Origin of the sequence: Agrobacterium sp. NPDC058088 (assembly GCF_042885035.1) — a bacterium.
Lineage (GTDB): Bacteria > Pseudomonadota > Alphaproteobacteria > Rhizobiales > Rhizobiaceae > Agrobacterium.
In genome coordinates, this window is sequence record NZ_JBHVSU010000011.1 from 131,730 (window position 1) to 154,092 (window position 22,363).

Here is a 22,363-nt window from a genome sequence, read left to right on the forward strand (position 1 = left end):
GTGGTTTTCGATTTTAAATGGCGGTTTTGGTAAAAGATGGGCTTTAGCGACTTTATCACATTGTTTTTTCTCGTTGCAGCGGTGCTGATCTTCTTCCAGCTGCGCAGTGTCCTTGGCCGTCGCACAGGCAATGAAAAGCCGCCATTCGACCCTTATAGCCCCCGTGACGTGGCGAAGGGGCCCGTCGCCGACGATAACAAGGTCGTGACTTTGCCGAAGCGCAGTGAGGCGGAAGACGAGAACCGTTTTGCAGAGGCCGATGCGCTGGCGCCTGCCGATACCCCGCTCAATGCGTCGCTGCGCGATGTGATGACCAAGGATCCGTCCTTCAGGCCCAAGGAATTCCTGAACGGCGCCCGCATGGCTTATGAAATGATCGTCATGGGTTTTGCCGATGGCGACCGCAAGACGCTGAAGAACCTTCTGTCGAAAGAGGTGTTCGACGGTTTCGAGGCGGCGATTTCCGAGCGTGAAAGCCGTGGTGAAGTGGTAAAATCCACGTTCGTTGGCATCGAGAAAGCCGACATCACCCAGGCAAGCGTTCGCGATTCCGAAGTGCAGGTCACGCTGAGAATTGTCAGCCAGCTGATTTCGGCAACCTACGACAAGGACGGTAAGCTGGTGGATGGTGACCCGGACGCGGTTGCGGAGGTGGATGACATCTGGACCTTCTCACGTGACATACGTTCGCGCGATCCGAACTGGAAGCTGATCGCCACCGAATCCGAGCAATGAACACATCCTTTTCGATCGACGAAGTCTCGTTCCGCGATCTGCCCGGATGGCCGGAAGACGATCCCCGCAAGCTTTTTCCGGCCATGGCAACGATCCTGTTGCATCTTCGCAATGCGAAACCCTACAGGACCGGCGCGCTCGGCATAACGGCAGCGGAACTGGTTTCGCTGCTGCAGCTCGCCGAAGGAAGTCATGTTAACAGCCCGGAACAGGCGCGCCAGTTTTTCGAGACCAATTGTGTCCCTTTCAGAATCTCTCCTGCCCAGGGAAAAAGCGGTTTCGTGACCGCATTTTACGAGCCCGAACTGGAAGTTTCCGCCACACCCGATGATGTCTGGCGTTATCCGATCTACCGCCGGCCGCCGGAGCTGGTGGATATTGACGACGCCAACCGGCCTGATGGTTTCGATCAGTCCTACGCGTTTGGGAGGGAGGATGAGGACGGCATTTCCTACTTTCCCGATCGCCGCGCAATCGATGAAGGGTGTCTTCAGGGCAGGGGCCTCGAGATCGCCTGGGCGAAATCGAGGGTCGACCTGTTCTTTGTCCACGTGCAGGGTGCAGCACGGCTCGTCTTTCCAGATGGCTCGATAAAACGCATCACCTATGCGGCCAAGGCCGGTCACCCGTTTTCCCCGATCGGCCGGTTACTGCTCGATCGTGGCGAACTCGATCCGAAAACAATCTCGATGCAGACGATCCGCAAATGGCTCGCCGATCATCCGGATGAGGTGGACGGGGTGCTGTGGCACAATCGTTCCTATATTTTTTTTCGGGAGGCGGATGTCGCCGCTCTGGATATGGGGCCGATCGCCGCCGCCAAGGTGCCGTTAATTGCGGGCCGTGCGCTGGCCGTGGACAGGCTCGTCCACACCTTCGGCCTGCCGTTCTTCATCCACGCGCCGACGCTAACCCATCTGGACGACGGAAAGCCCTTCGCCCGGCTGATGCTGGCGCTGGATACGGGCTCGGCCATCGTCGGCCCGGCGAGGGGTGATATCTTCACCGGCTCCGGTTTCGAAGCGGGAGAGCTGGCGGGCACGGTGCGCAATGAGGCCGATTTTTATATACTGCTGCCGCGGGTTGCTGCGGAGAGGTATCGGCGATGAAAGGCAGTCGCAAGCTCGGCAAGGACGAACGCATTCTGTGGGGAAGGGTCGCAAAAACAACGCGGCCGATTTCCGGCAGACTGGAAGATCTGCTGGCCTTCGACGACATTGAAGAACCCCCGCTGGAATCCAATGTTCCGCGAACCGGCAAAAGCGCATTTCCGCGCATGCTTGTGGAGGCGACGGAAGCGCCGCCTGCGACACCGGATAAAAAACCGAAAACCCATCACCCGATGGAAAAACCGGTCAAGCGCAAGCTCACCCGTGGCCGGCTGCCGCTGGAAGGGCGGATCGATCTGCACGGCATGTTCCAGAGCGAAGCCCATGCGGTGCTGCTTGATTTTCTGCTGCGGGCGCACGAACGTGGTCTGAGACACGTGCTCGTCATCACTGGCAAAGGACGTTCCATCGGTAGCGATGGCGCATTAAAAAGGGCGGTGCCGATGTGGTTCTCAAAACCGGAATATCGCCACCTGATCTCATCCTATGAGGATGCATCCGCCAATCATGGCGGCGATGGCGCGCTTTATGTGCGGCTTTCGCGTCGGCGCGGTGACAAGTCATGACGCCCTTTGCGGAGGCTGTGCGGCAACTTCGTGAACGCAAGGGTGTAACGCAGAAGCAAATGGCCACCGCGATCGGCGTGTCGCCGGCCTATCTCTCGGCATTGGAGCATGGCAAGCGTGGCAAGCCGAGCTTCGATCTGCTGCAGCGCATCGCCGGATATTTCAACATTATCTGGGACGAGGCGGAGGAATTGTTCTTTCTGGCCGGCTCCTCCGACCCGAAAGTGGTGATCGATACGGTGGGTCTGCCGCCGCAATATACGGCTTTCGCCAACCGTCTCGCACGGGATATTCGCAAGCTGCCGCCGAGTGTGATAGAGGAACTGTCAGCCGTGCTGCAAAAAAGCCGTTCTTGCGATTGAAACCCCTCTATCCCCTGCTTTATTCAGCATCCTGAAGCATGCGGCCTTTGGGATTGGGTGTAGAATTTCTATAGTCGCATGTCGGATTTGAGTGATTCGCTGGCTTCAGGCCCTCTCACTGGAAACCTGACCAGGAAAACTTTGGAAAGAGTACTTATGACCGAAACATCGTCAAGCGAAGTCGGCGCGACCGCGGAATATGGAGCCGATTCGATCAAGGTTCTCAAGGGCCTTGATGCCGTGCGCAAACGGCCCGGCATGTATATCGGCGACACCGATGACGGTTCCGGCTTGCATCACATGGTCTACGAAGTCGTTGACAACGCCATCGATGAAGCGCTTGCCGGTCATGCCGATCTGGTGACGGTGACGCTGAACGCCGATGGCTCCGTGACGGTGACGGATAACGGGCGCGGCATTCCGACCGACATCCATTCTTCCGAAGGGGTTTCCGCCGCCGAAGTCATCATGACGCAGCTGCATGCGGGCGGTAAGTTCGACCAGAATTCCTATAAGGTCTCGGGCGGCCTGCATGGCGTGGGCGTGTCGGTGGTCAATGCGCTCTCCGTCTGGCTTAAGCTCAGAATCCGCCGCAACGGCAAGCTGCACGAAATCGGCTTTACGCATGGCGTTGCCGATGCGCCGCTTTCTGTCATTGGCGAATATGAAGGCCGCTCCGGCACGGAAGTAACCTTCCTTGCAAGCCCTGAAACCTTCACCATGACGGACTATGATTACGGAACGCTGGAGCATCGCCTGCGTGAACTCGCATTCCTGAATTCCGGCGTGCGTATTCTGCTGACAGACAAGCGCCATTCCGACGTCAAGCAGGAAGAGCTGCTGTATGATGGCGGCCTCGAAGCCTTCGTCCGTTATCTCGACCGTGCCAAGAAGCCGCTGGTTGACAAGCCTGTTGCCATCAAAGGTGAAAAGGACGGCATTACGGTTGAGGTCGCGCTCTGGTGGAACGATAGCTACCACGAGAATGTGCTCTGCTTTACCAACAACATTCCTCAGCGCGATGGCGGCACCCATATGGCCGGTTTCCGCGCCGCGTTGACCCGTCAGGTGACCTCCTATGCCGAAACCTCGGGTATCCTGAAAAAGGAAAAGGTGAGCCTTCAGGGTGAAGATTGCCGTGAAGGCCTGACTGCCATTCTTTCCGTCAAGGTTCCCGACCCCAAGTTCTCATCGCAGACGAAAGACAAGCTCGTTTCGTCCGAAGTGCGTCCGGTCGTGGAAAGCCTTGTCAATGAAGCGCTCTCCACCTGGCTGGAAGAACATCCTTCCGACGCACGAATCCTCGTCGGCAAGGTGGTGGAAGCCGCCGTCGCCCGCGAAGCCGCCCGTAAGGCCCGCGAACTGACGCGCCGCAAGGGTGCGCTCGATATCGCCTCTCTGCCAGGCAAACTGGCTGACTGCTCCGAGCGCGATCCGGCGAAGTCCGAACTTTTCCTCGTTGAGGGTGACTCCGCTGGCGGTTCGGCCAAGCAGGGCCGCTCGCGCGAGACGCAGGCGATCCTGCCGCTACGCGGCAAGATCCTGAACGTCGAGCGTGCCCGTTTCGACAAGATGTTGTCCAGCCAGGAAATCGGCACGCTGATTACGGCGCTCGGCACCTCGATCGGCAAGGATGAGTTCAACGCCGACAAGCTGCGGTACCACAAGATCATCATCATGACGGATGCTGACGTCGATGGCGCTCACATCCGTACCCTGCTCCTGACCTTCTTCTTCCGCCAGATGCCGGAACTGATCGAGCGCGGCCATCTCTATATCGCCCAGCCGCCGCTTTATAAGGTCACGCGTGGCAAATCCGTGCAGTACCTGAAGGATGAAAAGGCGCTTGAAGAATACCTGATCTCCATGGGTATCGAGGAAGCGTCGCTCACCCTCGGCTCTGGTGAAGTGCGCGTTGGCGCCGATCTTCGCGAAGTCATTCTCGATGCGGTGCGCATGCGCTCGCTGATCGACGGGCTGCATTCCCGTTACAGCCGCTCGATCGTGGAACAGGCGGCGATTGCCGGCGCGCTGAACCCCGAGCTTTCGGCAGACGCCGCCCGGGCAGAAGAAACCGTTGCCGAAGTGGCGCGACGTCTCGACATGATCGCGGAAGAAACCGAACGCGGCTGGTCCGGCACTGTGCTGGAGGATGGCGGTTTGCGCTTTGAGCGCATGGTGCGCGGCGTCAAGGAAGTCTCGACGTTGGATATGGGTCTGCTCGGTTCGGCCGATGCCCGCCATATCGATCAGCTTGCAGCTCGTATGCGCGATGTCTACGCCACGCCGCCGGTCCTGCAACGCAAGGACGGTACGATGGAACTGGCCGGTCCGCGCGCGCTTCTGGATGCAATTTTTGCCGCTGGCCGCAAGGGTCTTTCCATGCAGCGCTATAAGGGTCTCGGCGAGATGAATGCCGAGCAGCTTTGGGAAACGACGCTTGACGCCAATGTTCGCTCGCTTCTTCAGGTCAAGGTCAACGACGCCACCGATGCCGACGGCCTGTTTGCCCGCCTCATGGGCGACGAAGTGGAGCCGCGTCGCGACTTCATCCAGGAAAATGCACTGAGCGTTGCAAACCTCGACATCTAATCCTGTGGAGCTTTTCGCAAAACGATTCACGTGAAACGAAACTTTAACAAAAGGCCCGGCGATCAATTTCCGCCGGGCCTTTTGTTTATGAGGGTAATGCAAATTAGTCGGCCTTGCCGGTGAAACGACCTTGAAAGGCCACCTCTGAAAGGGTCAGGCGCTTGCTCGGTACCTCCCGTTCCGCAAGATCATCGGGAAGAACGGATTTATCGGTCAGCGTGCCGATGGCGACTCCGGCCTCCACCTTGTAACCTTCCGGGACGTTCAATTTTTCAACGATCTTGTCCTTGAATATGCCACCCATGCCGTGCGCGTGGTAACCGAGCAGATGCGCCTGCATGGCGAGCGAAAACCAGGCGGCACCCGCATCAAAAGAATGGGTAGCGGATGGCTTTTTCTCCCCTTCGCGCGAGATGTTGTGATCGCGGGAAATGACGAAGAGCAGCACGGAGGCATTTTTTGCCCAGCGCTGGTTTCCCTCCATCAGCAGTTCCACGAAGAGCGGCCAGTCGTCGCTATCCCTGTGCGCATAGACAAACCGCCATGGCTGATAGTTGGAAGCGGAAGGTGCCCAGTGTGCCGCATCCAGAATGGTCATCAGATGCTGTGGCGGCATGGCGTTGCCATCGAAGGCGCGCGGAGACCAGCGATCAAGGAAGAGGGGATCAACGGGATATTCGGATTGCCTGTTATTGCTGTTCGTCACGGGCTATGTCCTTTTGATTGAAGGGAGGGAAAAGGTATTTTTCGAAACTTGGCGCAGTCAAGGGGTGACAAGTATGAATGCATCGTTCATATATGCATCATCTTGTCTGACAACCGGGAGAGAGTTCCATGAAATTGATGCGTGTTGGCCAGCCCGGCCAGGAAAAACCAGCCATTCTTGATGCGGAAGGGAAAGTCCGCGATCTGTCTGCCCACGTGAAAGATATCGGCGGCGACGCCATTTCTCCCGAGGGTCTCAAGAAGATCGCCGCGATCGACCTCGCCACTCTGCCGGTGTTGAACGAAGAGCGCATCGGCGCTTGCGTTGCGGGTACCGGAAAATTCATCTGCATCGGCCTTAACTTCTCCGACCATGCCGCCGAAACGGGTGCCACCGTACCGCCGGAACCAGTCATTTTCATGAAGGCGACTTCGGCCATTGTTGGTCCGAACGACAACGTCACCATTCCGCGCGGTTCGGAAAAGACCGACTGGGAAGTCGAACTTGGCGTCGTCATCGGCAAGACCGCCAAATATGTCTCCGAAGCGGATGCTCTCGATTATGTCGCCGGTTATTGCGTTTCGCACGATGTTTCCGAGCGCGCCTTCCAGACAGAGCGCGCCGGTCAGTGGACCAAGGGCAAGTCTTGCGACACTTTCGGCCCCATAGGCCCATGGCTGGTGACGAAGGACGAAATCACCGATCCGCAGAACCTCGGCATGTGGCTGAAGGTGAACGGCCAGACCATGCAGGATGGCTCCAGCAAAACCATGGTTTACGGCGTCGCCCACGTTGTCTCCTACCTCAGCCAGTTCATGTCGCTGCATCCCGGCGATGTCATTTCCACCGGCACCCCTCCTGGCGTGGGCATGGGCCTGAAGCCGCCGCGTTACCTGAAGGCTGGTGACGTCGTGGAACTCGGCATCGAGGGCCTCGGTTCCCAGAAGCAGACTTTCGTCGCCGACATCTGATCGCTGGCAGGCATTCAACGAAAAGTGAGGCGCCGGCGGGAGACCGCTGGCGCCTTAAATTTTGTGCACCTGCGAAAAGCTGCTATGGTCCAAAAAAAGAGCGTGATCGCGAGGGAGGCGTCATCAGTGTTCTACCACCTTTATGAAATGAACCATGCGGCTATGGCGCCCCTGCGTGCGGGTGCCGATATGATGCGCCAGGCCTGCAACAATCCTCTTAATCCGCTGTCCAGTACCGCCTTTGGCAGAAGCCTCGATGCCGGTTTCGAGGTTTTCGAACGTCTGACGCGCCGCTACGTCAAACCTGAATTCGGCCTCGTCTCCACGGTCATTGATGGCCAGACCGTGGCTGTCACGGAGGAGACCGTCTGGTCGCGCCCGTTCTGCAATCTGCTTCATTTCAAAAAAGAACTCGATCCGGCCCCCCAGTCCGACCCGAAGGTGCTGCTGGTGGCTCCGATGTCCGGCCACTATGCTACCCTGCTACGCGGGACCGTGGAGGCACTATTGCCATCGGCCGATATTTACATCACCGATTGGGCCGATGCCCGAATGGTGCCGGCAGCGGAGGGAACCTTCGATCTCGACGATTATATCGACTATGTCATTGAGATGCTGCGGCAGATCGGCCCCGGCACCCATGTGGTCGCCGTCTGCCAGCCATCCGTGCCTGTTCTGGCTGCCGTTTCCCTCATGGAGGCCGATGGCGATGCGTTTGCACCCGCTTCCATGACGCTGATGGGCGGACCAATCGACACGCGCATCAACCCCACCGCCGTCAACGGTCTCGCCAAGGCGAAGCCGATCGAATGGTTCCGTGACAATGTCGTCATGCAGGTGCCGTGGCCGCAGCCAGCCTTTGGGCGTAACGTCTATCCGGGTTTTCTGCAGCTGTCGGGCTTCATGTCTATGAACCTCGATAAGCACATGACAGCGCACAAGGATTTTTACCTCAACCTGGTCAAGAATGACGGCGATTCCGCCGAAAAACACCGCGAATTTTACGATGAATATCTGGCCGTCATGGACCTGACGGCGGAATTTTATCTGCAGACAGTCGAAACCGTCTTCATCGACCATGCGCTTCCGAAGGGAAACATGATGCATCGGGGCAGGGCGGTCGACCCCGCTGCCATCCGCAAGGTCGCATTGTTCACTGTCGAAGGGGAGAATGACGACATTTCCGGTGTCGGCCAGACAAAGGCGGCGCATGATCTCTGCCGTAACATCCCTGAAGACAAACGCGCGCACTATATGCAGCCGGATGTGGGGCACTACGGTGTCTTCAACGGTTCGCGCTTCCGCAAGGAAATCGTGCCGCGTATGCTGGATTTCATTGCCAAACACCAGACGACCTAATGGCAGGCGACGCCGCGCATTTGCGTGGCCAAGGGGTGGACGAATCGGTTATGAAGGCTTCATGTTTTCGCTCCTTAGAAAATCCCTGAAGTCGCCGGCGCCGAAGAAGGTCGTGCCGAGCCAGCGCACCGTTGCGGTTGCAGGCCGGCAAGTGCCGATCACGGTCAGGGAAAACCCGCGGGCCACGCGCATTACCTTGCGAATCGAGCCAGGCGGCCGGGCGCTGAAACTGACGATCCCGATGGGCCTGCATCACCGTCAGGTAGACGATTTTCTCGAAAGACATCAGGGCTGGCTGGAAGGCAAGCTTCAGAAGTTCAGCCCTGACGACGGTTTGCGTTCCGGTGCCACCATCGATATCAGAGGCCTCTCCCATCGCATCGAACACACCGGCAGCCTGAGGGGCCTGACCCACGTCGCGAAAGACGCTGATGGTGCGGCGGTTCTGAAAGTGAGCGGCGCGCCCGAGCATCTGAGACGGCGGATCGCGACTTTCCTGAAAAAGGAAGCAAAGGCTGATCTGGAACGGCTGGTCGCCATTCACGCCCGCGCCGCTGGCCGGCCGGTACGGTCCATCAGCATGAAGGATACACGCAGCCGCTGGGGCTCCTGTTCCCACGATGGAAACTTGAGTTTCTCCTGGCGCATCGTCATGGCGCCGGAAAGCGTCATCGATTATCTCGCAGCCCATGAGGTCGCGCATCTGAGCGAAATGAACCATGGCCCTAAGTTCTGGGCGCTGTGCGAAAAGCTCTGCCCGCACACCAATGAAGCCAAGGACTGGCTGAAACGCCATGGCTCCAAACTTCACGCCATCGATTTCGATTGAAACTGGCGGCGTGCCTCGCCATCTGGATTCACGTGAAACATTCCATCAAAAAGGGATGCGATTTGGCTCGACTCTTATCGCATTTCATGTCAGGTCGCGGGTATGAAACCGGATATCAAGATTTGCGGATTGAAGACACCGGAAACGCTGGAGCGTGCCATCAGGCGCGGTGCGTCCCATGTCGGTTTTATTTTCTTTGAAAAAAGCCCGCGCTATATCGAGCCGGATCTTGCCGGCAGGCTGGCCGAAGCCGCCCGTGGCGCAGCCAAGGTGGTCGCCGTTACAGTCGATGCCGATAATGATGATCTCGATGAAATCGTTGATCTCCTGAAACCTGACATCTTGCAGCTGCATGGCAGCGAAAGCCCGGACCGGTTGCTGAACATCAAGGCGCTTTACGGTCTGCCCGTAATGAAGGCGATTTCCATTCGCGATGCCGCTGATCTTGCCAAAATCGATCCTTATATTGGAATAGCCGATCGTTTTCTGCTGGATGCAAAAGCGCCTGCCGGTTCCGAACTTCCAGGCGGCAACGGCGTTTCTTTCGACTGGACGATCCTGCGCTCACTTGACGAAAGTGTAGATTACATGCTTTCCGGTGGGCTGAACAAGGACAATGTCGCCGAGGCTCTGGCAGAGACCCGGGCGAGCGGACTAGATTTGTCGTCCGGTGTTGAAAGCGCGCCGGGCGTCAAGGATTTGTCCATGATAGATGCGTTTTTTGATGTGGTGAATGATTGGTCGAAAGGCCCAAAGGGAGCTTGAAGTGAACGACGCGCCAACACCCAATTCTTTTCGCGCTGGTCCTGATGAGGACGGACGTTTTGGCATTTACGGAGGTCGCTTCGTTGCCGAAACGCTGATGCCGCTCATTCTGGATTTGCAGGCGGAATGGGACAAGGCCAAGACCGATCCCGCCTTTCAGGCGGAACTCAAGCATCTCGGCGCACACTATACCGGCCGCCCGAGCCCGCTTTATTTCGCTGAGCGCCTGACGGCGGAACTTGGTGGCGCGAAGATCTATTTCAAGCGCGAAGAGCTGAACCACACCGGCTCGCACAAGATCAATAATTGCCTCGGTCAGATCCTGCTTGCCAAGCGCATGGGCAAGACCCGCATCATAGCAGAGACCGGTGCCGGCCAACACGGCGTTGCCTCGGCAACCGTTGCGGCGCGCTTTGGCCTCCCATGTGTCGTTTACATGGGCGCGACGGACGTCGCGCGTCAGGCCCCGAACGTATTCCGCATGAAGCTTCTGGGCGCCGAGGTAAAGCCGGTCACGGCCGGCCATGGCACGCTGAAAGATGCCATGAACGAGGCCCTGCGCGACTGGGTCACCAATGTTGACGACACGTATTACCTGATCGGCACGGCCGCTGGCCCGCATCCCTATCCGGAAATGGTCCGCGACTTTCAGGCTGTCATCGGTGACGAAGCCAAGGCGCAGATGCTGGAGGCTGAAGGCCGTCTGCCGGATATGGTCATTGCGGCTGTTGGCGGCGGCTCGAATGCCATCGGCATCTTCCATCCTTTCCTTGATGACAAGAGCGTTCGCATCGTCGGTGTCGAGGCTGGCGGCAGGGGCCTTTCGGGGGAGGAGCATTGCGCTTCCATCACTGCCGGTTCGCCGGGCGTTCTGCATGGCAACCGCACCTATTTGCTTCAGGATGCGGATGGCCAGATCAAGGAGGGCCATTCCATTTCCGCGGGCCTTGATTATCCCGGTATCGGTCCTGAACATTCTTGGCTGAACGATATCGGCCGCGTGGAATATGTGCCGATCATGGATCATGAGGCGCTGGATGCTTTCCAGATGCTGACCCGCCTCGAAGGCATCATTCCTGCGCTTGAGCCGAGCCATGCTTTGGCCGAGGTCATCAAGCGCGCGCCGAAGATGGGCAAGGATGAGATCATCCTGATGAATCTCTCCGGCCGCGGCGACAAGGATGTCCACACCGTCAGCAAGTTCCTTGGAATGGATGTATAAGATCATGACTGCACGTATGGACAAGCGCTTCGCCGATCTGCGCGCGGAAAATCGCCCGGCCCTGATTACCTATTTCATGGGCGGCGACCCGGATTTCCAAACCTCCCTCGGCATCATGAAGGCGCTGCCGGAAGCCGGCGCCGATGTTATCGAACTCGGCATGCCGTTTTCCGACCCGATGGCAGATGGCCCGGCCATCCAGCTGGCCGGCCAGCGCGCGCTGAAGGGCGGGCAGACGCTGAAAACCACGCTCGATCTCGCCCGCGAATTCCGCAAGCAAGACGATGCAACGCCGATCGTGCTGATGGGTTATTATAACCCGATCTATATCTATGGCGTCGAAACATTTCTGGACGAAGCGCTCGCGGCCGGTATCGATGGTCTGATCGTCGTCGACCTGCCGCCGGAAATGGACGATGAGCTCTGCATTCCGGCGCTTGCGCGCGGCGTCAATTTCATCCGTCTTGCAACGCCGACCACGGATGGCAAACGCCTGCCGACCGTCCTTAAAAATACCTCAGGTTTCGTGTATTACGTCTCTATGAACGGTATCACCGGTTCAGCGCTTCCTGATCCCTCGTTGATCTCTGGCGCTGTCGGTCGTATCAAGGCGCATACGGAACTGCCGGTCTGCGTCGGTTTCGGTGTCAAGACGGCCGATCATGCGAAGGCGATCGGTGCCGTGGCAGATGGTGTGGTGGTGGGCTCGGCCATCGTCAACCAGATTGCCGGCAGCCTGACCAAGGATGGACAGGCAACCGCAGATACCGTGCCGGCCGTTACGACGCTGGTAAAAGGACTTTCAACGGGCGTGCGTGCATCGCGCCTTGCCGCTGCGGAATAAGCGCGCGGCCCAGTCAGGAGTAGACAGTTGAACTGGATCACCAATTACGTTCGGCCGCGGATCAATTCCATGCTCGGCCGCCGCCCGGAGGTTCCGGAAAACCTTTGGATCAAGTGCCCGGAAACGGGTGAAATGGTCTTCCATAAGGATCTCGAGGACAATAAGTGGGTCATCCCTGCGTCCGGTTATCACATGAAGATGCCGGCAAAAGCTCGTCTTGCCGATCTTTTCGATGGCGGCGTCTATGAGGCTCTGCCGCAGCCGAAGGTCGCGCAGGACCCACTGAAATTCCGCGATTCCAAGAAATATACCGATCGCCTGCGCGACAGCCGCGCAAAGACCGAGCAGGAAGATACCATCCTCGCCGGCGTTGGCCTGCTGAAGGGCTTGAAGATCGTCGCCGTCGTGCATGAATTCCAGTTCATGGGCGGCTCGCTCGGCATCGCCGCCGGCGAAGCCATCGTCAAGGCCTTCGAGCGCGCCATTTCCGAGCGCTGCCCGCTTGTGATGTTCCCGGCCTCCGGTGGCGCTCGAATGCAGGAAGGCATTCTGTCGCTGATGCAGCTGCCCCGCACCACCGTTGCGGTGAACATGCTGAAGGAAGCTGGCATGCCTTACATCGTGGTTCTGACCAACCCGACCACGGGCGGTGTCACGGCCTCCTACGCCATGCTGGGCGATGTTCATATTGCCGAACCGGGCGCGGAAATCTGCTTCGCCGGCAAGCGCGTCATCGAGCAGACCATTCGCGAAAAGCTGCCGGAAGGCTTCCAGACCTCGGAATACCTGCTGGAGCACGGCATGGTGGATATGGTCATTGATCGTCGCGAAATCCCGGACACGCTGGCCAATCTGCTCAAGATCATGACCAAAGCGCCCGCCGACAATGCAAACGCTGTCGTCCCGCTGGCCGCTTCGGCCTGAGGAAAAAAATATGTCGCCCGGAGGCATAAATTGCCTTCGGGATGATGCTATACGTTGCCTGATTTCATTTTTGGGGCGGCGGACAAATGGCAAGCAAAACGCCTGAAAGGCGAACGGAAGACATGACGAAGCCCGCGATCGGTGAGGCCGAAAAGATCATTGAAGAGCTGATGCAGCTCCACCCCAAGGGGTTTGATCTTTCACTCGACAGAATTTCTCGTCTTCTCGAAAAACTCGGCAATCCACAAAATAGAATGCCGCCGGTGATCCATGTGGCGGGCACCAATGGCAAGGGTTCGGTTACTGCCTTTTGCCGTGCCCTGCTCGAGGCTGCAGGACTCTCCGTCCACGTTCATACCTCGCCGCATCTGGTAAATTGGCACGAACGATACCGTATAGGCGTAGCGGGCGATAAAGGCCGTTACGTCAAAGACGAGATATTTGCGGATGCGCTGCGCCGCATTGAAGCTGCCAATGCTGGTCAGACAATCACGGTTTTCGAAATCCTGACTGCGGCTATGTTCGTGCTTTTTGCGGAACAGCCCGCCGATGCTGCGGTCGTTGAGGTTGGCTTGGGCGGCCGTTTCGATGCGACCAATGTCATCAATAACCCGGCGGTTTCCGTCATCATGCCAATCTCGCTTGATCACCAGGCTTATCTCGGCGACCGCGTGGAACTGATTGCCGCTGAAAAGGCTGGCATCATGAAAAAGGGTTCGCCTGTCGTCATTGGCCACCAGGAATACGACGCGGCGCTAGACACGCTCGTCGCCACGGCCGAACGTATTGGTTGCCCGGTCTCCGTTTACGGGCAGGATTTTTCCGCCCACGAAGAATTCGGCCGCATGGTCTATCAGGATGAATTCGGCCTGACGGATGCGCCGTTGCCAAGGCTTCCCGGCCGCCATCAGCTCGCCAATGCTGCCGCAGCGATCCGCGCTGTGAAAGCAGCCGGTTTCGAGGTGACGGAACGGATGATTGAAAAGGCCATGACCTCAGTGGAATGGCCCGGCCGTCTTCAGCGTATCCTGACCGGCAAAATAGCGGAAATCGCACCGGGGGGTGCGGAAATCTGGATAGATGGCGGTCACAACCCCGGTGCCGGCGAGGTCATAGCCGAGGCCATGGCTGGCTTTGAGGAAAAGACGGCACGCCCCCTGTTCATCATTGCAGGCATGATCAATACCAAGGATCCGGTGGGCTATTTCAAGGCCTTCGCCGATATCGCCGAATATGTCTTCACCGTGCCGATCGGTGGCACCGATGCGGCGATCGACCCTGTGGTACTTGCCCATGCCGCCTTCGATGCGGGCCTCGTTGCAGCGCCAACATCGTCTCTGACACATGCTCTGGAAGAGCTGTCGCGCCGCTTCGACCCTGAAGGACCGGCGCCGCGCATCCTGATCGGCGGTTCACTTTATCTTGCCGGCAATGCACTGGCCCTCAACGGCACGGTTCCCCAATAAAAAAAGCCCGGCAGCGATGCCGGGCTTTTTTCATTCCACTGATATTGCTTATGCAGCACCGGAAATCCAGGCAGAAAGCGCTGTCTTGGGAGCAGCGCCGACCTTGATATCAGCCACTTCACCGCTCTTGAAAATGGCGAGCGTCGGGATGGAGCGAACGCCGAACTGAGCGGCCAGTTCCGGGTTTTCGTCGATATTCAGCTTTGCAACCTTGACCTTGCCGGCCAGCTCGGAGGAAATTTCCTCAAGGCTCGGCGCGATCATCTTGCACGGACCGCACCATTCGGCCCAGAAATCCACCACGACGGGTTCGGAGGATTCAAGGACTTCGGACTGGAAGTTGGCGGCGTCGACTTTTACGGTAGCCATATCTGGCTCTCCTTTCAGTAAATCTTTTCCACTATCGATGTGATGCGGGCGCGTCGGAATTTCAATGCCCCGGTATCTCACTTTGTCTTTATTGCGGCAAGGGCCTCTCTCATCGCATCGTCGCCAACCGTTATAAAGGCAGCATTTTCCGTATAAATGAGCGCACAGACAAATTCCTTGCCAGGATAAAGCGGTGTCAGAATTTCACGATAAATGGCAAGCTGCGCCGTGTGGGAGAAGGGTATTTCACGGGCTTCGCGGGGTGGCACGCGGTTCGTCTTGTAATCGACCAGAATGACCCGGTCACCGGCCACCGCCAGCCGGTCGATGCGGCCGGAGACGGCATATTGCTGCCGGCCGAGGGTCATCGTGCCCATGATCGAGACTTCCGCACGGCTGTTGGCGGAAAAGGCCGGCTGCACCGCCGGTTCGGACAGCACCCGCAAAACCGCCCGTATCAAATGGTCCCGTTCGGCTGCGGGCCAGAAACGCGCTGCTCGCTCGGCATAACGCCTCGCCGCTTCTTCCCGCTCACTCTCGGCAAAATCCGGCAGGGCCTGCAGCATGCGGTGCACCAGCCTGCCCCGCTGCAGGGCAAGGCTGGAAGCATCGGTCTTTTCCCCGAACAGTGGTGAACGCACGGCCAGATCGTCTGCACCGTCATCAATGATCGTCCCGGCGCCCGAAGGGCTGAGTGGTCTTGGTAACGAAGGCAAGGCAGGCAGGGGTTCAAGAAAGCCGGGCGGAAGCGCGTGGTCTGCTTCCTGTTGCGGTTCCGCCGGCTTGTGCGGGGCAGGTATCGGGCGCGCTGCAGACTTGCACCAGACAAGACCCTGCCATTCCTCGCCATCGGCACTGAATAGCTGCGGCTGGCAATGATCCTGATTATCCGCGAGCGCCGCCCTGACGATGGCATGCCAGCATTCAAGATTTTCCTTCTGACCACGATAACCGCAGACAACAAGATGATCGGCGGCGCGCGTCATCGCCACATAAAGCAACCGACGATATTCGTCTTCTGCCGCCGTCTTCAGACGTTCCTCGTCTAAGCGAATGAGGTGATTGGAAAAACCGCTGCCGGGCAACCAGACCGGAAAGGCATCGGCATCGGCTTCCACGAAGCGCAGTTTGGGCACATGGCTATGGTTGAAGGCCTTCGAGCCGCCGTCGACGACAAAAACCACCGGCGCTTCCAGGCCCTTGGAGGCGTGCACGGTCATGATGCGCACTTCGCCGCGATCCTTGTCCTGCTCGCGCTTCACTTCAGGCGAATCGGTCTCCAGGACGGAGAGAAACGCCTGCAGGCCGGGCAGGCCGGTTCTTTCGTGGTCCAGCGCAAAGGAAAGGAACTCGTCGAGAACGTCGCTCGCCTCGTTGCCAAGCCGGCCGAGGAATTTTTTGCGCCCGTCATGCAGGGTCAGAACCGCCGCGAAGAAATCATGCACCGTGGCCGTTTTCGAAAGTGAAATGAAATGCCCAAGCTTGTCGGCTACCAGGGAAAGGCGGCCGATATCTTCCTGCGAAAGGACTTGCAGCCTTTGCCACACGCTCTCCGTCTCGGATCGCGTGGCGGCAATCTCGAAGACATCGTCTTCCGTCAGTTTGAAGAGCGGGCTTTTCAGCAGCGCCGCCAGCGAAAGATCATCTTCCGGCAGCACCGCGAACCTGCCAAGCGCCAGAAGGTCCTGTACGGCAATGTGATCGGTCAGGCGGAGGCGGTCGGCACCGGCGACGGGAATGTTCTTGCGTCGCTTCAACTCGCGGGTCAGTGCGTTGACGAAGGCGGCGCGTTTTCTGACAAGCACGAGAATATCGCCGGCCTCGACAGCACGTTCCACGCCCTTTTCGATGATGGTTTCGTTTCCGATCATATCGGCGATGCGCGCGGCGATGCGGCGCGCGACGATGGTCGCGGGCGCGCTTTCCCGCAGTGCGTCGAAGGGCGCCGTCCAGTCTTCTTCATCCTCAGTGGTTTCCGGCGCCACCATGTCCCACACTTCCACGGTGCCGGGATGGCCGGCGCGGTTGGAGCGATGTTCGACTGGCTCATTATCGGCGCTGAGGCCGCTCGCATTTTGCGGGATCGAGAAGACCTGATCGACGGCGGCCAGCACATCTTCCGTGGAACGGAACGAGAGCGGCAGGCGGATGCGATGAAAGGCCTGCTCAACTTGATCGACACGCCTTTTGGTCTCGTCCCGCTCTTGCGAGAAGCGTTCCGGCCGTGCGCCCTGGAAGGAATAGATCGACTGTTTTTCGTCACCCACGGCAAACAGCGTCCGCCGCCCCATGCGGGCGCTTTCACCGGTGAAGAAATCCGCAGCCAGCGACTGGATGATCGACCATTGCACCGGGCTGGTATCCTGCGCTTCGTCCACCAGAATATGGTCGATGCCCTGATCCAGCTTGTAATGCACCCATGCGCCCGCCGTATCGCGGTTGAGCAGGTTGGCGGCGCGCTCGATCAGGTCTTCGAAATCGAGCTGGCTGCGCTGCTTTTTCAGATCCTCGAAATCGCCGATCAACCGCTCAGCCAGCACGAGGGCGCTTTTTGTTGCCGCCAGCATTCGCACCAGACGATAACGATTGCGGCAGGCTACGACATGGTCCCGCGCCAGCGTCAGTGCGTCAACGAGATCAGGCGCGGATTTTTGCATACCCTTGTTGATCACATAGGCATCCGATTTCTTCTCACCTTTGGCCGTCAGCAGCGCGGCTTCGATGAATTCCATCCGCCGCAGCGGGTCCGCCTGCCGTTTTGCTTCCCTGAGAGCATAAGCGACCTCGATGACGCGCGATCCGCCCACCTCATCGGCAAGCGTGAGATACGTGTCAAGCGCAAGCCCGGAAAGACCGGGCAGGGGCCAGAAGGCTTCAGCCGCGGTTTCCTCGGTCTCCCCGGCAGCAATCTGCATTTCCTGCCGCAAACGGCTATCGAGGCCGCCCGACTGTTTTGCCTCGTGCAGAAAGGTGCGAAGCGCGCTGCGATTGGCGATGATGGCGGAAAGCAACGCTTCCAGCCCGCTTTCGTCTGCGAGATCAAGCACATAGGCGAGCGCCTGCGCCAAATCCGTATCGCCTTCGGTGGAAACTGCCGTCAGAAGCGAACGGCGTGCCTCGGCCAGAAGTGTAGTGGCGGCGCGATCGTCGAGAACCGAAAAATGGCCGGCAACGTTGGCCTCCAGCGGGAACTGGTGCAGCAGGGCTTCGCAGAAAGCGTGGATGGTCTGGATTTTCAGTCCGCCCGGCGTTTCCAGTGCCTTGGCAAACAGCCGCCGCGCTTCGGCGAGCTTGATACGATCGGGCACTTTGCCTTCGATGGTAGTGATGCGGTCCTTGAGGTCGGAATCCGGCAAAGTTGCCCATTCCGCGAGCCTGTCGAAAACGCGGCTCGACATTTCAGACGCTGCGGCCTTGGTATAGGTAAGGCAAAGGATTGCCGATGGCCGGCATCCGGCCAGAAGCAGGCGGATGACACGCTGGGTTAGAACATGGGTCTTGCCGGAACCGGCATTGGCAGACACCCAGGCCGAACTTGCGGGATCGGAAGCAAGCCGCTGCCGGGCGCTTGTCCAGTCGATCCAGCTTTCAGGCGTATCGGCGGCGGGGCCGGCATCGAAGGGATCAATCGTCATCGCCGTCTCCCGGTTCCGCCGTCGACCATTCCGAAACGCGGGCGAGGTGGTCATATTCCCCGCCATAGGATTGCTGCTCCTCTGGCACCAGCCGTGAGGCGAAACCGTTTTCACCTTCGCGCAGGGAGCGGACGAATTTGGCGAGCTGGTCGATCGATTCCGTCGCCAGCTCAATAGCCGATTTCGGCGGCCTTTTGCCGCTTCGGCTGGAATGTTCGTTATTTACCTGATCGGCAAAAAAACGCTCCCCCGGCCGCAGGCGCACATAGATGAGATTGTCAGGCGTGGGAGACCCTGTTTCGCGAAAGGCGCCGCGCATCAGGGCCGCCGCTTCCAGCGCTAGCTGGGGGTCAAGCAACGCTCGCGCCTGATTGACGGAAGGTGCGAGACCGGTCTTGTAGTCGATGATGTCTGCCTGGCCACTGGTCTTGATGTCGATCCGGTCAGCGACGCCGGTCAGTCTGATGCCCGCCTCGGCGATTTCTTGGCCCGCCCGTGCTTCGAAGAAGCTGCGGCGAATGGAAGGATGTCGCTCCTTCTCCCAATCTATAAAGGCGCGAGCCACCGCCGCAAAACGCGGACGCCAGATGACATCCACATGCGCAGGCAGGTTTTCCGCGTCGAAACAGTCGTCGAGAATGCGTTGCATGGCTTCCAGTGAGGCAGGTGTGCCAGGAATATGGCTCTCGCGGGAATAGCGCTCGATAATCCTGTGATAGAGCGTACCACGATCGGCGGCGCTCGGGTCGCGGTTGAACGGTTCAAGCGGGTCGAGCTTGAGGATGCGCCGGGCATAGATCGCATAGGGATCGCGTCGCAACCTCCCCACTTCGCTGAAGGAATAGCTCTTGGGCTGCAGGTTGGCAGGTGGTTTCGGGGCAGGGCGCTTGGCAGTCTCCTGATCGATGCTTTCATCCATCAGGCTTGCCCAATGGCGATAGGTCTCGCCGCGTTTCCTCAGTTGATCGGCAAAATTCTCGCCGCCCAGCGCCAGCAGTCGTTGCAGCCAGCGCGAGGCGACGGCTGGGGTGGAGCCCTGCCTCAGCGCCCGGGTGTAGAAAATCTGCCTTGTACCGTTTGCCATCTCGAAATCATGCGCCAGCTGGCCGATGCGCCGTTCCGGCGGCTCCAGCCCGATGGCGGTCTTCATGGTGCGGGACAGAAAAGGATTGTTCGCCGTCTGGCCAGGCCAGAGCCCTTCATTGAGACCGCCGATGACGACGGTGTCGACGCTTTGCAGTCGAGCCTCCAGCGCGCCGAAGATGAAGATGCGCGGATGGCGCATGGATCGCGGCTTGATCGATTCGCCTGCCACCAGCGCCGCAAAAATATCGATCCATTGCGACCCGTCGGCATCGAGGATATCGCCGTTCTCCATCAGTTCCGCAAAGAGGCCGGAGAGTTTGTCTCCCGCTTCGCCGGACCATAATGCGGCGAGATCATTGCTGTCGTCGGCACAGATGGCCTCGATCACGCGGCCCGTGCGCGCAGCCCAATCGGAAAGCGGCAATTTATCGGTGAAGGCGCGGCCGGAGCGGTCACGACGGATGAAGGCTGAGCCGAGCGGCTCCGTGGCAATGGCAATCCGCCGCGCCAGATCGCGGGCCGCTTCAACGCTTCCCTCCGGCAGCGCCACCCGCCAGGCAGGGGGATGTCGGTCGTCACGCTGGGCCAGAAGCTGCGCGTCCAGAACCACTTCGAGATTGCCTATTTCGGTTTCGACGCGGCCGCCGCGCAGCGCGATCAGCTCAAGCGCTTTCGAGGCTTTGGCAAAAGCATCGCCGGAAAGCCCGAAGCGGGCCAGGGGATGCTTCAGAAGCGAAATGATCGGTACCGGGTCTCCGGGCCTGAGGATGGCTTCCAGCGCCAGTTGCGTCAGCCCGGCCTGCGGCGTAGCGGAAAGCGGCGTACCGGCCGAATCGTCGGCTTCGATGCCAAAACGTTGCAACTCCGTCGCCACGCGACGCGCCAGTCCGCGGTCGGGTGTTATCAGCGCCGCCTGGGACGGCCGCCCGGGACCCGGGGCCTCCAGCGCCAGCCGCAGAGCCACGGCGATGGCGGTCGCCTCTTCTCGCTCATTTGCGGCCTCGATCAATGTGGCCGCCGCAAAGGCTTCGTCGAAAAAGCCGGGATCCCTGTCTTCGCGCCATCGGTTCCAGTCGCTGGTGGACTTGGCGGGCGCGAGTGCAGCCGAAAACACGGCCGCGCGTTTTTCCAGATCAAGATCAAGGGCGCCGATCTGAACCACGTCTTCCCGGAACATGCCGAGCTTCTGCAACAGCATGTAAAGCCCGTATTGTGAATGTGTTCGGCTCGAAGGTTCGGTGGGGTCCTCGGCGATCGCCTGCCATTGCTCTTCAGGCATGGCAAGATCGAGCCCCGGAAGCACGACGGTGCCTTGCGGCAGCGCGGCAACGGCGGCGATGAGATCAGCGGCGGCGGGAATGGAGCCCGTGGAACCTGCCACGATGATCGGCCCCGTATCTGGCAAGTTGGCAAGCCGGTTCGCCTCCGCCCGAAGGATGGCGTTGCGATGCCGGCCGGCGGAGGAACGGTTGAGTTCGGCTAGCCGCGCAGGCCAGAAAACGCTGGCGATCTTCAGGAAGTCTGCCGTCAGCTGCCACCATTGGGCGTGATCGCCGGTGTCGAGATGCTGCAGCGCCTCCCAATCCTTTTCTTCGGTATCCATGGCGTCGATCACCTCGCCGAGCGCACGCGCCAGCCAGATGGCGTCGGCGGGGCTGGCAGGGGCGACGAGCGGCGAGTCCGAATGGATCGCCCGGATGGCGTCAGGCAGGCTGTTGCGCCAGGCGAGGATGAGGCGCGCCAGTTCGATCAGCCGGCCGGTGCCGGAAATTGGTGGCGCCAGATCCATGATCTCGGGGTTTTCGATCTCGAAGAAACCGCTATCGTCATCCGTTTCGCCCAGCGGTCGGATCAGCGGCAGAATGGCAGACCGACCACCCAGAAGATCCACGAATTCGGAGCGCAGCACGCGCGCGGAGCGCCGCGTCGGGACGTAGATGGTGACGCTCGCAAGCGAAAGGGGATCCGTTGGATCGTATCTATAGCCGGCTGTCAGCTGCCCGTCACACAGCGTTTCCGCGAGCGTCTTTAGGAACGGTGTTCCCGCAGCGATCGTCAGGACGCGCTTTGCGTGGTGGGTGAGCGTCATGCGAAACGTTTTTCCCTGAATTGCCTGATGATGCTTTCCGCATCGTCAATCGCGTCCGGTGTTCCCACGGTGATCCAGTGACCATCCAGCGAAAGCCCGAAAAGACGGTGTTTTTCAATGGCGCGGTCGAAATAGATATTGAGGTTGAAGGCATCCCCTGGTGCATCGTCGAGCAGGCGGGAGTCCATTGCGATGGCGCCGGCGTAAACCACCGGATCAGAATCGCCATCGCGATAGCGCGATAATTCTCCGCCCTGGGAGAGGTTGAAATCCCTCTTGCCGTTGTGGCCGGTGGTGCGATCCATGTCGACGCAGAGCAGCGCCATGTCCATCAGGGGCGGATCGAAGAATTGCGCAAGCCTGCGCAGATTGCTCACCGCGTTCAACTGTTCACCGATCCAGAAGAGATCGGCATTCATGACGAAGACCGGGCCGGGCTCCAGAAGCTTCAGCCCCTTTGCAAGCCCGCCGCCAGAATTCATCAGCTGGGCGCGTTCATCCGAGATCAGAATTTCCGCATCGGTGCGATGTTCAAGATGGGCGATCATCTGTTCGGCATGGTGATGCACATTGACGACGATCTTCTCGGCGCCGGCTTCGACAAGGGCATCGAGCGCGTAATCTATCATCGGCTTGCCAGCGATGTTCACAAGCGGTTTCGGGATCGTATCCGTGATCGGGCGCATCCGCGTGCCAAGCCCGGCGGCCAGCACCATCGCGTTTTTGATCGTCAT

General features: G+C 59.3%; 18 protein-coding genes. 13 read left to right on the forward strand and 5 right to left on the reverse strand.

Translation table 11 applies throughout. The annotated features are described in order from the left end of the window. The first annotated feature begins 36 nt into the window (after positions 1-36). The 5 genes from ACFVTJ_RS22320 to gyrB all read left to right on the forward strand — a co-directional run bounded on the left by ACFVTJ_RS22320 (position 37) and on the right by gyrB (position 5,364). Positions 37-735: a Tim44/TimA family putative adaptor protein gene (locus ACFVTJ_RS22320; protein WP_386910761.1), complete on the forward strand. Its 699-nt coding sequence runs from the start codon at positions 37-39 to the stop codon at positions 733-735. After that, positions 732-1,844 (forward strand): murein transglycosylase A, encoded by a 1,113-nt coding sequence (locus ACFVTJ_RS22325; RefSeq protein WP_386910762.1) that lies wholly within the window; start codon positions 732-734, stop codon positions 1,842-1,844. The genes ACFVTJ_RS22320 and ACFVTJ_RS22325 overlap by 4 nt, the downstream gene beginning before the upstream one ends. Continuing rightward, complete coding sequence (locus ACFVTJ_RS22330) at positions 1,841-2,410, forward strand: Smr/MutS family protein (protein WP_386910763.1); 570 nt, start codon at positions 1,841-1,843, stop codon at positions 2,408-2,410. The genes ACFVTJ_RS22325 and ACFVTJ_RS22330 overlap by 4 nt, the downstream gene beginning before the upstream one ends. Beyond that, positions 2,407-2,772, forward strand: coding sequence for a helix-turn-helix domain-containing protein (locus ACFVTJ_RS22335; RefSeq protein ID WP_386910764.1), 366 nt, complete (start codon positions 2,407-2,409; stop codon positions 2,770-2,772). The genes ACFVTJ_RS22330 and ACFVTJ_RS22335 overlap by 4 nt, the downstream gene beginning before the upstream one ends. 156 nt (positions 2,773-2,928) lie before the next feature. Beyond that, a complete protein-coding gene (gyrB, locus tag ACFVTJ_RS22340; protein ID WP_386910765.1) occupies positions 2,929-5,364 on the forward strand; it encodes a DNA topoisomerase (ATP-hydrolyzing) subunit B in 2,436 nt (811 codons plus the stop codon). 103 nt (positions 5,365-5,467) lie between these two features. Here gyrB and ACFVTJ_RS22345 read toward each other — a convergent pair whose 3' ends face one another. Then, positions 5,468-6,070, reverse strand: coding sequence for a nitroreductase family protein (locus ACFVTJ_RS22345; RefSeq protein WP_386910766.1), 603 nt, complete (start codon positions 6,068-6,070; stop codon positions 5,468-5,470). Between the two features lie 128 nt (positions 6,071-6,198). Between ACFVTJ_RS22345 and ACFVTJ_RS22350 the strand changes: the two genes are divergently transcribed. The 8 genes from ACFVTJ_RS22350 (at position 6,199) to ACFVTJ_RS22385 (ending at position 14,450) form a co-directional block, all read left to right on the forward strand. Next, a complete protein-coding gene (locus tag ACFVTJ_RS22350) occupies positions 6,199-7,041 on the forward strand; it encodes a fumarylacetoacetate hydrolase family protein (RefSeq protein ID WP_125146777.1) in 843 nt (280 codons plus the stop codon). Between the two features lie 126 nt (positions 7,042-7,167). Beyond that, positions 7,168-8,400, forward strand: a complete 1,233-nt coding sequence (locus ACFVTJ_RS22355; RefSeq protein ID WP_386910767.1) for a polyhydroxyalkanoate depolymerase — start codon at positions 7,168-7,170, stop codon at positions 8,398-8,400. Between the two features lie 61 nt (positions 8,401-8,461). After that, positions 8,462-9,229 (forward strand): M48 family metallopeptidase, encoded by a 768-nt coding sequence (locus tag ACFVTJ_RS22360; protein ID WP_386910769.1) that lies wholly within the window; start codon positions 8,462-8,464, stop codon positions 9,227-9,229. Positions 9,230-9,331: 102 nt separating this feature from the next. Continuing rightward, positions 9,332-9,994 (forward strand): phosphoribosylanthranilate isomerase, encoded by a 663-nt coding sequence (locus ACFVTJ_RS22365; protein WP_386910770.1) that lies wholly within the window; start codon positions 9,332-9,334, stop codon positions 9,992-9,994. Position 9,995: 1 nt separating this feature from the next. After that, positions 9,996-11,216: a tryptophan synthase subunit beta gene (gene trpB, locus ACFVTJ_RS22370; RefSeq protein ID WP_386910771.1), complete on the forward strand. Its 1,221-nt coding sequence runs from the start codon at positions 9,996-9,998 to the stop codon at positions 11,214-11,216. A 4-nt stretch (positions 11,217-11,220) separates the two neighbouring features. Then, positions 11,221-12,060 (forward strand): tryptophan synthase subunit alpha, encoded by an 840-nt coding sequence (gene trpA / locus ACFVTJ_RS22375; protein ID WP_386910772.1) that lies wholly within the window; start codon positions 11,221-11,223, stop codon positions 12,058-12,060. A 27-nt stretch (positions 12,061-12,087) separates the two neighbouring features. Continuing rightward, positions 12,088-12,984, forward strand: coding sequence for an acetyl-CoA carboxylase, carboxyltransferase subunit beta (gene accD, locus ACFVTJ_RS22380; protein WP_004444285.1), 897 nt, complete (start codon positions 12,088-12,090; stop codon positions 12,982-12,984). Positions 12,985-13,070: 86 nt separating this feature from the next. Next, complete coding sequence (locus ACFVTJ_RS22385) at positions 13,071-14,450, forward strand: bifunctional folylpolyglutamate synthase/dihydrofolate synthase (RefSeq protein WP_386910773.1); 1,380 nt, start codon at positions 13,071-13,073, stop codon at positions 14,448-14,450. A gap of 48 nt (positions 14,451-14,498) precedes the next feature. On the opposite strand, the gene trxA is transcribed toward ACFVTJ_RS22385, so the two are convergent. The 4 genes from trxA to ACFVTJ_RS22405 form a co-directional block, all read right to left on the reverse strand. After that, a complete protein-coding gene (gene trxA, locus ACFVTJ_RS22390) occupies positions 14,499-14,819 on the reverse strand; it encodes a thioredoxin (RefSeq protein WP_003516334.1) in 321 nt (106 codons plus the stop codon). Between the two features lie 77 nt (positions 14,820-14,896). Next, positions 14,897-18,454 (reverse strand): double-strand break repair helicase AddA, encoded by a 3,558-nt coding sequence (gene addA, locus ACFVTJ_RS22395; RefSeq protein ID WP_386910774.1) that lies wholly within the window; start codon positions 18,452-18,454, stop codon positions 14,897-14,899. Beyond that, on the reverse strand, positions 18,444-21,629 hold the full coding sequence (gene addB, locus ACFVTJ_RS22400; RefSeq protein WP_386910775.1) for a double-strand break repair protein AddB: 3,186 nt from the start codon (positions 21,627-21,629) through the stop codon (positions 18,444-18,446). The genes addA and addB overlap by 11 nt, the downstream gene beginning before the upstream one ends. Beyond that, entirely contained in the window at positions 21,626-22,363 is a 738-nt protein-coding gene (locus ACFVTJ_RS22405; protein WP_386910776.1) for a nucleotidyltransferase family protein, read from the reverse strand. Before ACFVTJ_RS22405 ends, addB begins: the two co-directional genes overlap by 4 nt.